Raw genomic sequence first — 11,248 nt, forward strand, 5'->3', positions numbered from 1 at the left:
GGACTCGGCCTCAGCCGAGCTTCGGCGCCGTCAGCATCCGTTCGACATACCGTGCGATCAGGTCGATCTCGAGGTTGACGCGCCGGCCTTGCCGCAAGGTGCCGAGCGTCGTGTTCTCGAGCGTGTGCGGGATCAGGTTGATGCTGAGTTCGCAGTGCCCGGGCGAATCGATCACGCGGTTCACGGTCAGGCTGACGCCGTTGACGGTGATCGAGCCCTTGTAGGCGATGAAGCGCGCGAGCTCGGGCGGCGTCGCGATGCGCAGCTCCCATGACTCGCCGACTGGGGCGAAGTGCGTGACCGTGCCGATGCCGTCGACATGGCCGCTGACCATGTGGCCGCCGAGCCGATCGTTCGCGCGCATCGCCTTCTCAAGGTTGACCGGGCCGGGCTCGGCCAGGCCCGAGGTCTTGTCGAGGCTCTCGGCGGAGATGTCGATCGTGAAGCGGCCCGCATCCGCATCGAGGCTCGTGACGGTCATGCAGGCGCCGTTCAGCGCGATGCTGTCGCCGAGCTGCACGTCGTCGAGGTAGCCGCGCGGGGCCTCGATCGCCAACTGCCGGCCGTGCGAAGGATCGCTGCCGAGCGAGCGGGATTCGGTGATGCGGCCGAGGGCGCTGATGATGCCGGTGAACATCAGCGCCCGCCCGGCCGCCCGAAGGGCGCTGACGCCCCCTCGGGGGGCCGTGAACGAAGTGAGCGTGGGGGCTTCATCGACCCATTGTCGCAGCGCGGGCCAGGATGCGCAGGTCGTCGCCGATCGGCGTCACGCTGACGAAGCGCAGCGCGAGGCTGTCCTGCAGCTGCTCCAGCGGCCCGAACGCGGCGAGCTCGCGGCCGAGGCCGAGCAGCTTCGGTGCGACGTAGATCAGGAACTCGTCGACCAGGCCTTCGCGAACGAACGAACCGTTCAGCTTGTGGCCGGCCTCGACGTGCAGCTCGTTGATGCCGCGCGCCGCGAGGTCGGCCAGCATCGCGGGCAGATCGACCTTGCCCGCGGCGCCCGGGACGAGTGCGATCTGCGCCCCGCGCGCCTCGAGCGCGGCGCGGCGCGCGGCCTCGGGCGCGGCGGCGTAGATCAGCACCTGGCCGGGTGCATCGAGGATGCGCGCGGCCGCTGGCGTGTCGAGCCGCGAATCGACGATCACGCGCAGCGGCTGCAGCGCGGTTTCGACGAGGCGCACGTCGAGCCGCGGGTCGTCTTCGAGCACGGTGCCGACGCCGGTCAGCACCGCGCCGGCGCGCTTGCGGAACGCGTGCCCGTCGGCGCGCGCGGCCGGGCCGGTGATCCACTGGCTGACGCCGTTGTTCAGCGCGGTGCGGCCGTCCAGCGAGATCGCTGCCTTCAGGCGCAGCCACGGCCGGCCGCGTTGCATGCGCGAGAAGAAGCCGATGTTCAGTTCGCGCGCCTCGTCGGCGAGCCCGCCGTCGATGACCTCGATCCCGGCGGCGCGCAACCGCGCCGCGCCGGCGCCGGCGACGAGCGGGTTGGGGTCCTCCGATGCGATCGCAACGCGCGCGATGCCGGCGTCGATCAACGCATCGCAGCAGGGCGGCGTGCGGCCGAAGTGCGAGCACGGTTCGAGCGTGACCCAGGCGGTCGCGCCGCGCGCGCTCTCGCCACGCGCGAGCAGGTCGCGCAAGGCCATCACCTCGGCATGCGCGCCGCCGGCCTGCTGGGTCTGGCCGCGGCCGATCACGCGGCCGTCGGCCGCGACGATCACGCAGCCGACGCGCGGGTTCGGGTCGGACAGGCCGATCGCGCCGTGCGCGAGCGCCAGCGCCTCGTGCATCGGTGTCGGATAGGAGTCGCTCATGGTTGGTGCTGCACCGTGCTCAGGTCGACAAGGACGACGCCATTGTTGCCCGGCAGCGGAACCGCGTGGCCGGCCGGGCAGGCCGCGTCGCCGTTGACCACGAGAAAATTCTGGTTCGCCAGGCCGGCGTCGACCCCGACATAGCTCGCGGGGTGCTCGATGTTCGCATCGATCGCGCCGTTGCCGTCGAGGTCGGCGCTGTAGCGGCAGACGCGCCGATCGGCGGCGCCGGTGCCGATCGTCCAGCCGGCCGGCACCAGCGTCGCGCGGCCCGACCAGCGGCCGCTCGCCGCCGGATACACCGCGCAGTGGTAGGCGACGAAGCGCTCGCCGTCCGGCGTCGTGACCGGCTCGGCGCCGCAGACCGGCGTCAACAGATACGGCCCGCCGTTCAGCGCGAGCGCGATCGACAGGCCGAGCGGCGCGTCGTTCGCCTGCGCCGCATCGGGCGCCGCCGCCGAGCTGAAGCGCACGACGCCGCTGAGCAGCTGGCCGACATGTGCATCGCAGGGGCCGAGCGTGGGCAGCGTCAGATCGCGCGTCGCGGTCGTCGCGGCGACGCTGTCGCAGCGCCCGGTCAGCCGGCCGCTGAGGTTGTCGAACACGAAGGCGAGCGTGCCGTTCGCGACCGGCTTGAACGCGCTGCTGCCGTTGCCCAGGCTCTGCGCGCCGACGGGCACGCGCACCGAGCGGCCGGACACGCCGTTCGCGAGCGCGCTGCGGTGCGCCAGCCCGAGCGCGCCGCTGAAGGCCGGCGCGGTGCCGGCGATCACCGAGGCGAGTTCGACCTGCCGCGCCGCGCCGCTGTGGTCGGTCCAGCCGACCGCGACGCGCAGGTTCTTTGCGGCCGGCATGCTCGCGGTGTCGATCTGGCGCGCGACGAGGTAGCTCGTGTTCGTCGCGCCCACGCTGCGCGACGCGCTCGCGATCGCGTCGAACGAGGGCGTGCCCGGCGCCGATGCCAGCACCGCGAAAGCGCGCAGCGACTCGATGTCTTGCTGCGCCAGCCGCACCGCCTCGGAACGCTGCCGCGCGACCTCGGCGTTGAGTCGAAGCCCTGTCTGCGCCCGCCCGATCGCGAGCATGCCGAGCGAGAGCACGAGGAACGCGATCAAGGCCTCGAGCAACGTCGTGCCGCATTGGCGGCGCGGGCCTTGGACAGGGGATGCGCGCATCGTCGGGCTCCTAGAAGTCGCGCCAGCTGCCGTTGACGCGAGCGAAGCTGCCGGTGGTCGTTTGCAGTGCCTCGAGCACGGCACGGTCGTAGACCAGCTCGGGCGCGCCGTTGCCCTGGTAGCCAGCCTCGGAGACCAGCGCGCCGCGCAGCATGCCGGCGCTGTCGGCGTGGTCCCAGACCAGCGCAGCGGCATACAGCGCGCCGGTCAGCGTGATCGCGCCGTCGAGCCGCGCCGCGCCGCTGACGACGATCGCCACCGGGCGCTGCGCCGACCCCAGCGCCAGCGGGCCGGCGAGTGCGAGATCGCCGTCGACATGGATCAGCGCGCCGTCGGCAGCGTCGGCGATCGCGGCGCCGATCACGGCCGCGCAGTCGGTCGTGCAGCGCACGCGGGTCGCCGCCGGCTGGCGCTGCCACGCGGCCTTGTCGATGCCGAAGTACGACGCGAAGAAGCGATCGGGCGCGAGTGCGGCCAGGGCTGCGTCGTCGCCGACCAGCAGGCCGGTCTTCGGCGCGCCGGCCGGCGGCGTCAGGCGCGCCAGCGGGGCGTTGATCGCGCCGCCGGCATCGACCGCGATGCCCGTCGCGGGATCGCTGTTGTGCAGCCGGATCGCGGCACTGCCGACCTCGAAGCCGCCGCGTGCCGTGACGCTCGCGACCGGCGCCGTGCGCAGGCCCGGCAGCAACGCGAGCGTGAGTTCGATCGTCGCGCTCGCATCGGGCCGGCCGGTCGACCCGGCGAGGCAGGCGCCGGCCAGGCTCGTGCAGCCGTTCGCGACGACGTGCACGACGCCGGGCTTGCTCGTCGGCGTGAGGCGCACCGAGAACGCCGGCGCTGGCGCGGCGCCTGCCGGCGTCGGCAGGCTCGGCAGCCCGTTGGACGGGCAGCTGCAGGCCCAGCCCTCGTTCACGCGCACGCAACTCGCCTGCAGCGCGACGGCCGCGCCGCCGTCGTCCCAGGTCCTCGGCGTCAATGTCCCGGATGGGCGCGCCATGTCCAGATAGCGGCTGCGGAACGAGGTCGCTGCCGGATCGGCGCTGGGCCGGCAGTCGGGGCCGATGCGCTGATTGGTGTTGAGCTGCGCGAGTGCCCATTCGGCGCCGGCCTCGGCGGCCTCGAAGGCCTGCGTCGAGCGGTACTGGTTCGCCGAACTGCGCTGCTCGAACACGAGGTTGCGGTTCGCGAACGCGACGACCAGCGCCATCGCGAACAGCAGGGTCAGCGCGACGACGAGGGCCGCCGCGCCGCGCTGGCGATGGGCGGCAACGGGACGGGTCTTGACGTCGTGCATGCGGTTCTCCTCAGGCCGCGCAGGCGCCGGTGACGGTGTCGTTGCGCAGCCGCACCTGGCTGCGCACGCTGCGCGTCACCGCGGCATCGGCGACGAGGCGGCCGGTGATCAGCAGCGCGACGCTGCGCAGCTGCTGGCGCGGCGGGCAGGTGGTGCTGCCCGTCGGGCAGACGGTGGCGCAGAAGCTTTCGAGGCTCAACGTCTGCGCGCTCGGCGTCACGTCGAACGCGGTGATCGTCAGCGTGCCCGCGTCGGTCAGTGCCTGCCAGTTGCCGGCGCCGAGCTGGATCTCGATCGCGCCGTTGCGCAGCCGGAAGCCGAACTGCTCGTTGCTGTCCACGACCTGGTTCTCGGTCGCGTCGCGTGAATAGCGGAAGCTGATCGCGTCGGATGTCGCACCGGTCGGCGCGAGCGCCGCGTAGGGGTTCGTCGCGACGCCGCCCGCGCCGACGGCCCAGACGCCGTCGTCGGCGGCGCCCCAGTAGCCGGCGCGGCGCAGGTCACGCGAGACGAGGTCGGCGGCGGTGCGCAGATCCTGCATCAGGCGCGCCTCGAGCAGCAGCTGGCGGTTCTCGCGCAGGTTGCCGGCGAACACGGTCACACCGGCGGCGGCGATCAGCAGCGCGATCGTGATGCCGACCAGCAGCTCGACGATCGAGAGGCCGCGCTGGGCCGGCGGATGCCGCATCACACGCTCCAGCACTGGCGATTCGCGGCCGTCGGATTCGCGAGGTTCGCGTCCGGCCCCGACGCGTGCACCACGTTCATCCCGATCGAGCGCAGCTGCATGTAGCGGCAAGCCGCGTCGCGCGCTTGCGCGCCGGTGGCGGTCGCGAGCAGCTCGAAGCCGGCGGCATCGCTGGCGGTGATCTGCAGCGTGTAGTGCTTCGAGGTCGATACCGCCGGCAGGCCGATCTCGGCCAGGCCGCCGTAGGCGGCGCTGTTGCTGCGGAAGCGCTCCTGCGCGGCCTGCACCTGCACTGCCGCGATCAGCGCGTCGGTGCGCCGCACCCTCTGCAGCTGACCCTCGAAACTCGGCAGCGCGACGCTCGACAGGATGCCCGCGATCGAGACGGTGACCATCAGCTCGATCAGCGTGAAGCCGCGCTGCGCGTGGGTCGTTGGGGTGGTGTTCATGGCATGGTCCCTTTGATTCAGCAGGCGCGATAGCCGGGCACGAGGGCCTGCGGCGAGCAGGAGCGCACGCGCCCCATGACGTTGACGACGTGATGGATCGCGCGCCCGTTTGCGCCGAGCACGCGCAGCGTGCCGGTCGGCGAACTGGTGCCGTGCAGCGGGTCGAACAGCAGCGAGCCGACGTTCGCCTGCAGCGCGACGCGATCGGCGCTGGCGATCGTCGCGGTCTTGACCTGTCGTGCATCGCCGCTGCACAGCGCGGGGCCGGTCGCGGCGCAGACGCACTGATCGGCGTCGCCGGTGTGGATCACGTAGCAGCTGCCGGCGGCGGTCGCGTGAAAGCTCAGGCGAACCGGCTCGTTGCGCGCGACGGCCTCGGTGCGGACGAACTGGATGTCGCTCGCGAGCTGGGTCGCCGCGCCTTCGAGGCGGCGCGCGTCGATCAGCTTCTGCAGGCTCGGCGCCGCGGTGCTCGCGACGATCACGGTGACGGCGAGCACGATGCAGGCCTCGATCAGCGTGACGCCGCGTTGGCAGCTCGAGAGGGCGGTGGTTTTCATCTGTGCTCCGGGGTGTGGACCGATGCACAGACTTTAGGAAGCTGCCGCGCGCCGCGCGCCCCGCAGAAGTGGGAACAGCGCCGCCCCCTCGCGAGCTCCCCCGCGTGCGTCACCCCGAACGGGGGTGACGAAGCCTAGATGTCCCGGATCAGCTGCCGGAACTCGTCGACATCCTCGAAGCTGCGGTAGACCGACGCGAAGCGCACGTAGGCGACCTTGTCGATGCGCTTGAGTTCGCGCATCACGAGTTCGCCCAGGCGCGTCGACGGCACTTCCTTCGCGCCGCTGTTCAGCAGCTTGTCCTGGATGCGCTCCATCGCCGCGTCGATCTGCTCGACGCTGACCGGCCGCTTGCGCAGCGCCAGCTGCATCGACGCGCGGATCTTCGAGGGATCGAAGTCGGCCCGCGTGCCGTCCTTCTTGACGACCGACGGCAGCGCGATCTCGGGCCGCTCGTAGGTCGTGAAGCGCTTGTCGCAGCTGTGGCAGCGGCGCCGCCGGCGCACGACGTCGCCCTCGTCCGAGTCACGGGTCTCGACGACCTGGGTTTCCTCGTGGGAGCAGAAGGGGCAACGCATGGGCTGGCGACCCGTCCCGGCGCCTTACCGGTAGACCGGAAAGTCCTTCGTCAGCGCCGCGACCTTGGCCTTCACCGCGGCGGTGGTCGCCGCGTCGTTCGGGTGGTCGAGCACGTCGGCGATCAGGTGGGCGGTCTGGCGCACCTGCTCCTCCTTGAAGCCGCGCGTCGTCATCGCCGGCGTGCCCAGGCGGATGCCGCTCGTGACCATCGGCTTTTGCGGGTCGTTCGGGATGCCGTTCTTGTTGCAGGTCATGTGCGCGGCGCCGAGCAGGTTCTCGGCTTCCTTGCCGGTCAGGTGCTTGGGCCGCAGGTCGACCAGCATCACGTGCGATTCGGTGCGGCCGCTGACGATGCGCAGGCCGCGCTCGATCAGCGTGTCGGCGAGTTGAATCGCGTTCTTCGCGACCTGCTGCTGGTAGGCCTTGAACTCGGGTTGCAGCGCCTCCTGGAACGCCACCGCCTTCGCGGCGATCACGTGCATCAGCGGGCCACCCTGGATGCCGGGGAAGATCGCGCTGTTGATCTTCTTCGCGATGGCCTCGTCGTTCATCAGCACGATGCCGCCGCGCGGGCCGCGCAGGCTCTTGTGGGTCGTCGAGGTCACGACATCGGCATGCGGCACCGGGTTCGGGTAGACGCCGGCGGCGATCAGCCCGGCGTAGTGCGCCATGTCGACCATGAAGAATGCGCCGACGTCCTTCGCGACCTTCGCGAAGCGCGCGAAGTCGATGCGCAGGCTGTACGCGGAGGCGCCGGCGATGATCAGCTTCGGCTTGTGCTCGTGCGCGAGGCGCTCCATCGCGTCGTAGTCGATCGCCTCTTCGGCGGTCAGGCCATAGCTGACGACCTTGAACCACTTGCCGCTCATGTTCAGCGGCATGCCGTGGGTCAGGTGGCCGCCTTCGGCCAGGCTCATCCCCATGATCGTGTCGCCGGGGTTCAGCAGGCCGAAGAAGACCGACTGGTTCGCCTGCGAGCCCGAGTTCGCCTGCACGTTCGCAAAGCCGGCGCCGAACAGCTTCTTCAGCCGGTCGATCGCGAGCTGCTCGACGATGTCGACGTACTCGCAGCCGCCGTAGTAGCGCTTGCCGGGATAGCCCTCGGCGTACTTGTTCGTCAGCTGCGTGCCCTGCGCGGCCATCACGGCCGGCGACGCGTAGTTTTCCGACGCGATCAGCTCGATGTGTTCTTCCTGGCGCTGGTTCTCGCGCTGGATCACGGACCAGATTTCGGGGTCGACGTTGGCGATGGTCGATTGGGTGCGGTCAAACATGGTTGGCAGTCCTCTTCAAGCGAAGTCCCCGGGAGGAAACGCATGCGTGCTGCACGCGACCCCAAGGCTGCCCAGGCGAACGGCTGAACGGCGCTGCCCCAGGCAGGCGCCGACCGCGCTTCCCGGTGGTAACCCACCTCAGGCCCGTCTCGCTGCTGGAGAGGGCCGCATCGCCAGTCGCGCGGCACCGCCAGTGTAGCGGAGCCGACGTGCAGCGCGATCAGTGCAGCAGCGCGATCTGTTCGGGCAGGCGCGACGGCTCGGTCGTCTTGGCCGATGCGTCGGCCGCGGCCTCGGGCTTCGAAGCGGGCGGGGGCGGTGCGTTGGTCAGGATCAGGCGCTGCGGCGCGATGTTCTTGCCGCTCGCGACCTGGCGCAGCATGCTCTGCTCGCTCAGCACCTTGCTGGCATAGCCGCCGTCGTCGACCTGGTTCGCGGCGCCGACATAGAAGCGCAGGCCGGCCTCGAGCCCGCCGGCGCGCGCGATGCATTCCTTCAGCACCTGGACGCCGACGCGCAGGTTCGTCACCGGGTCGAACGCGGCGTGGTTGCCGCCGAAGGCTTCGTATTTGTCGTTGTGGATCTTGGTCATCACCTGCATCAGGCCCTGCGCGCCGACCGCGCTCTGAGCGAACGGGTTGAAGCTCGATTCGACGGCCATGATCGCCAGGATCAGCGTCGGATCGAGCCCGGCCTTCTGGCCGACGCTCCAGGCTTCCTGCACCAGGCGGCTGACCGGCTCCGGCGCGACACGGTAGCGGCGCGACAGCCAGTTCGCAACGGCGGCCTGCTGGCGGCTCAGCTCCTTCGGGTCGGACGCGGTCGCGCGGGCGATCGCATCCGGCTCGCTGAGCGCGGTGGCCAGCAGCGAGTCGGCATCGGCCGGCTCGGCCCGCGCTTCCTGGCGGGCTTGCAGCCAGCCCAGAGCCCAGGCTTCGGCTTCGTGGCGGATGTCGGCGCGGCCGGCGGCGAAGATCAGCACCGCGGCCAGCATCAGGCCGAGCAGCGCCAAGGTGTTGTGGCTGACCTCGAGCAGACCCTGGCCGACATCGCGCAGGAACACCGAAGTCGATTGCGCTGCTCCCCTTCCCAGCGCACGGCCAACGGCCGCCACCCCGGAGGCCGATTGCGCGGTGGCGTCGCGCGCCTCCTGAAATACCTGGCTGAATGCCATTTCACGCTCCTTCGCTCGCCGGGTCGCTCGGTTCGGCACGGGCTCGATGAGCCCGCGCACCGCCGAGTGGGCGGCGATAATTTGTTGGCTGACGGTCGGCGGATGCGCGAAAGCGCGTCGCTGCGGTCAGCGGCTCGATCGGCAGGCGTGGCTGAGGTTCGAGGCGCGTTCCTCCCAACGGTGCGCCCGGGTTATCCCTCCCGATCCAAGAGTGGCGGAATCTAGCAAGCCGCTTCATAACTGGTCAAGCCTATCAAAATGCTTTCTAATTACAAATAGGTATGAAATACCGAGACCTCCGTGACTTTATGGGCGGCCTGGAGCGCCTGGGCGAGCTCAGAAGGGTCGCAGAGCCAGTCTCTGCGCGGCTCGAAATGACAGCGATCAGTGACTTCGTGCTGCGCGCCGGCGGCCCGGCGCTGTGGTTCCAGAATCCGGCAGGTTACAAAATTTCCGCCTTGACAAACCTGTTCGGAACCCCCCGCCGGGTCGCGCTGGGCATGGGTGCGGACGATGTCGGCGAGCTGCGCGACGTGGGCCGGCTGCTCGCCAGCCTGAAGGAACCCGAGCCGCCGAAGGGCCTGAAAGACGCCGGCAAGCTGCTCGGGATGGCCAAGGCGCTGTGGGACATGAAACCCGCCAGCGTGCGCCGCTCGGCCTGCCAGGAGGTCGTGCTCGAAGGCCCGGACGTCGACCTCGGCACCCTGCCGGTCCAGACCTGCTGGCCCGAAGACGCAGGACCGCTGATCACCTGGGGCCTCGTGATCACGCGCGGGCCGCAGGGCGGCGCCCACGCCCGGGCACGCCAGAACCTCGGCATCTACCGCCAGCAGGTGATCGCGAAGAACCAGGTCGTGATGCGCTGGCTCGCGCATCGGGGCGGGGCGCTCGACTTCCGCGACTTTGGGCTTGCGAAGCCGGGCCGGGCGTTTCCGATCGCGGTCGCGCTCGGCGCCGACCCGGCGACGATCCTCGGCGCGGTCACGCCGGTGCCCGACACCTTGTCCGAATACCAGTTCGCCGGGCTGCTGCGCGGCAGCCGCACCGAGCTGGCCGATTCGAACGTCGGCGATGCCGGCGTGATGCTGCAGGTGCCGGCCAGCGCCGAGATCGTGCTCGAGGGGCACATCCCGGTCGCGGCCGCGGGCTTCGTTGGCGTCAGCGAACACGGCGTGAAGACCAAGGAGATCGGCGGCTACCTGCACGCGCTCGAGGGCCCGTTCGGCGACCACACCGGCTATTACAACGAGCAGGACTGGTTCCCGGTGTTCGAGATCGCCCGCATCACGCACCGCGCCGATCCGATCTACCACTCCACGTACACCGGCAAGCCGCCCGACGAGCCGGCGATCCTGGGCGTCGCGCTGAACGAGGTCTTCGTGCCGATCCTGCAGAAGCAGTTTCCGGAGATCGTCGACTTCTACCTGCCGCCCGAGGGCTGCAGCTACCGGATGGCGATCGTCAGCATCAAGAAGAGCTACCCGGGCCACGCGAAGCGGCTCATGTTCGGCATCTGGAGCTTTCTGCGCCAGTTCATGTACACCAAGTTCATCGTCGTGACCGACGACGATGTCGACATCCGCGACTGGAAAGAAGTGATCTGGGCGATCACGACCCGGGTCGACCCGGTGCGCGACACCTTGCTGGCCGAGAACACGCCGATCGACTACCTCGATTTCGCGTCGCCGGTCAGCGGGCTGGGTGGCAAGATGGGGCTGGACGCGACGAACAAGTGGCCCGGCGAAACCAGCCGCGAATGGGGCCGCGCGATCCGGATGGACGCTGCGGTCGAGCAGCGCGTGCGGGGCGTGCTCGAAACGATCATGAAACCGGCGGCGTGACAAGAGGACACACGATCAATCGCGGCACTTGCATGCGGGCCGAGCGTGTTCTAAGTTTGGGGGGCCTGCATGCAGGCAAACCAACCGGCGCAGTCCCTGCGCTAAAGGAACCCCGGACCTCATTCCTCCGGAGTTCCAAATGGTGGCGAGAGCCACCCGCCCCCCTGGCCGAAAGGCCAGGGGGGTTTGTCGTTTTCGGGTGGGTCGTTCAGGAACTGAGCCGCATCTCCGGCACCAGCGCCGCGTAGAGCCGCTGGAACTGCGCGTGGCGCACGGCCAGCGCTTCGGTGCGTGCGGCGCGCGGCGCGAAGCTGTCGGCGACCGGTGGCGCGCTGCAGACATCGGCGACGCGCTCGCGCGTGCGCGCGAGCCGCGCCAGGCGCGCCGCGCCGAGCGC

Annotated in this window: 11 protein-coding genes, 1 pseudogene and 1 riboswitch; of the genes and pseudogenes, 1 reads left to right on the forward strand and 11 read right to left on the reverse strand. The window is 70.4% G+C overall.

Features of this window, described 5'->3' with window-relative positions; translation table 11 throughout:
* Positions 1-10: 10 nt before the first annotated feature.
* The 10 genes from AC1DTW_RS18025 to AC1DTW_RS18070 all read right to left on the reverse strand — a co-directional run bounded on the left by AC1DTW_RS18025 (position 11) and on the right by AC1DTW_RS18070 (position 9,010).
* A complete protein-coding gene (locus AC1DTW_RS18025; RefSeq protein ID WP_477982684.1) occupies positions 11-637 on the reverse strand; it encodes a riboflavin synthase in 627 nt (208 codons plus the stop codon).
* Between the two features lie 73 nt (positions 638-710).
* Positions 711-1,817 carry a bifunctional diaminohydroxyphosphoribosylaminopyrimidine deaminase/5-amino-6-(5-phosphoribosylamino)uracil reductase RibD gene (gene ribD, locus AC1DTW_RS18030; RefSeq protein ID WP_477982685.1) on the reverse strand — a complete coding sequence of 369 codons (1,107 nt, stop codon included), beginning with the start codon at positions 1,815-1,817 and terminating at the stop codon, positions 711-713.
* Complete coding sequence (locus AC1DTW_RS18035) at positions 1,814-2,992, reverse strand: type IV pilus modification PilV family protein (RefSeq protein ID WP_477982687.1); 1,179 nt, start codon at positions 2,990-2,992, stop codon at positions 1,814-1,816. Before AC1DTW_RS18035 ends, ribD begins: the two co-directional genes overlap by 4 nt.
* Before the next feature lie 10 nt (positions 2,993-3,002).
* Complete coding sequence (locus tag AC1DTW_RS18040) at positions 3,003-4,286, reverse strand: PilX N-terminal domain-containing pilus assembly protein (protein WP_477982688.1); 1,284 nt, start codon at positions 4,284-4,286, stop codon at positions 3,003-3,005.
* Between the two features lie 10 nt (positions 4,287-4,296).
* Complete coding sequence (locus tag AC1DTW_RS18045) at positions 4,297-4,974, reverse strand: PilW family protein (protein ID WP_477982689.1); 678 nt, start codon at positions 4,972-4,974, stop codon at positions 4,297-4,299.
* Positions 4,974-5,423, reverse strand: coding sequence for a type IV pilin protein (locus tag AC1DTW_RS18050; RefSeq protein WP_477982690.1), 450 nt, complete (start codon positions 5,421-5,423; stop codon positions 4,974-4,976). The genes AC1DTW_RS18045 and AC1DTW_RS18050 overlap by 1 nt, the downstream gene beginning before the upstream one ends.
* A gap of 17 nt (positions 5,424-5,440) precedes the next feature.
* Positions 5,441-5,983, reverse strand: a complete 543-nt coding sequence (locus AC1DTW_RS18055) for a GspH/FimT family pseudopilin (RefSeq protein ID WP_477982691.1) — start codon at positions 5,981-5,983, stop codon at positions 5,441-5,443.
* Positions 5,984-6,117: 134 nt separating this feature from the next.
* Positions 6,118-6,561, reverse strand: a complete 444-nt coding sequence (gene nrdR, locus AC1DTW_RS18060) for a transcriptional regulator NrdR (RefSeq protein ID WP_477982692.1) — start codon at positions 6,559-6,561, stop codon at positions 6,118-6,120.
* Positions 6,562-6,585: 24 nt separating this feature from the next.
* Positions 6,586-7,836 (reverse strand): serine hydroxymethyltransferase, encoded by a 1,251-nt coding sequence (gene glyA / locus AC1DTW_RS18065; protein WP_477982693.1) that lies wholly within the window; start codon positions 7,834-7,836, stop codon positions 6,586-6,588.
* A gap of 62 nt (positions 7,837-7,898) precedes the next feature.
* Positions 7,899-8,027: riboswitch (ZMP/ZTP riboswitch) on the reverse strand.
* A 29-nt stretch (positions 8,028-8,056) separates the two neighbouring features.
* Positions 8,057-9,010, reverse strand: a complete 954-nt coding sequence (locus AC1DTW_RS18070; RefSeq protein ID WP_477982694.1) for a transglycosylase SLT domain-containing protein — start codon at positions 9,008-9,010, stop codon at positions 8,057-8,059.
* Between the two features lie 281 nt (positions 9,011-9,291).
* Between AC1DTW_RS18070 and AC1DTW_RS18075 the strand changes: the two genes are divergently transcribed.
* A complete protein-coding gene (locus tag AC1DTW_RS18075) occupies positions 9,292-10,851 on the forward strand; it encodes a UbiD family decarboxylase (protein ID WP_477982695.1) in 1,560 nt (519 codons plus the stop codon).
* Between the two features lie 208 nt (positions 10,852-11,059).
* On the opposite strand, the pseudogene AC1DTW_RS18080 reads toward AC1DTW_RS18075, so the two are convergent.
* A pseudogene (locus AC1DTW_RS18080) lies at positions 11,060-11,248 on the reverse strand (xylulokinase); the annotation flags it as partial.

It is taken from the genome of Rhizobacter sp. P5_A1, assembly GCF_056400745.1.

Coding starts and splice junctions, on each gene's coding strand:
- AC1DTW_RS18035 (WP_477982687.1), bottom strand. CDS start 2,992: ATGCGCGCATCCCCTGTCCAAGGCCCGCGCCGCCAATGCGGCACGACG.
- AC1DTW_RS18050 (WP_477982690.1), bottom strand. CDS start 5,423: ATGAACACCACCCCAACGACCCACGCGCAGCGCGGCTTCACGCTGATC.
- AC1DTW_RS18040 (WP_477982688.1), bottom strand. CDS start 4,286: ATGCACGACGTCAAGACCCGTCCCGTTGCCGCCCATCGCCAGCGCGGC.
- AC1DTW_RS18045 (WP_477982689.1), bottom strand. CDS start 4,974: ATGCGGCATCCGCCGGCCCAGCGCGGCCTCTCGATCGTCGAGCTGCTG.
- nrdR (WP_477982692.1), bottom strand. CDS start 6,561: ATGCGTTGCCCCTTCTGCTCCCACGAGGAAACCCAGGTCGTCGAGACC.
- AC1DTW_RS18055 (WP_477982691.1), bottom strand. CDS start 5,983: ATGAAAACCACCGCCCTCTCGAGCTGCCAACGCGGCGTCACGCTGATC.
- glyA (WP_477982693.1), bottom strand. CDS start 7,836: ATGTTTGACCGCACCCAATCGACCATCGCCAACGTCGACCCCGAAATC.
- ribD (WP_477982685.1), bottom strand. CDS start 1,817: ATGAGCGACTCCTATCCGACACCGATGCACGAGGCGCTGGCGCTCGCG.
- AC1DTW_RS18025 (WP_477982684.1), bottom strand. CDS start 637: ATGTTCACCGGCATCATCAGCGCCCTCGGCCGCATCACCGAATCCCGC.
- AC1DTW_RS18075 (WP_477982695.1), top strand. CDS start 9,292: ATGAAATACCGAGACCTCCGTGACTTTATGGGCGGCCTGGAGCGCCTG.
- AC1DTW_RS18070 (WP_477982694.1), bottom strand. CDS start 9,010: ATGGCATTCAGCCAGGTATTTCAGGAGGCGCGCGACGCCACCGCGCAA.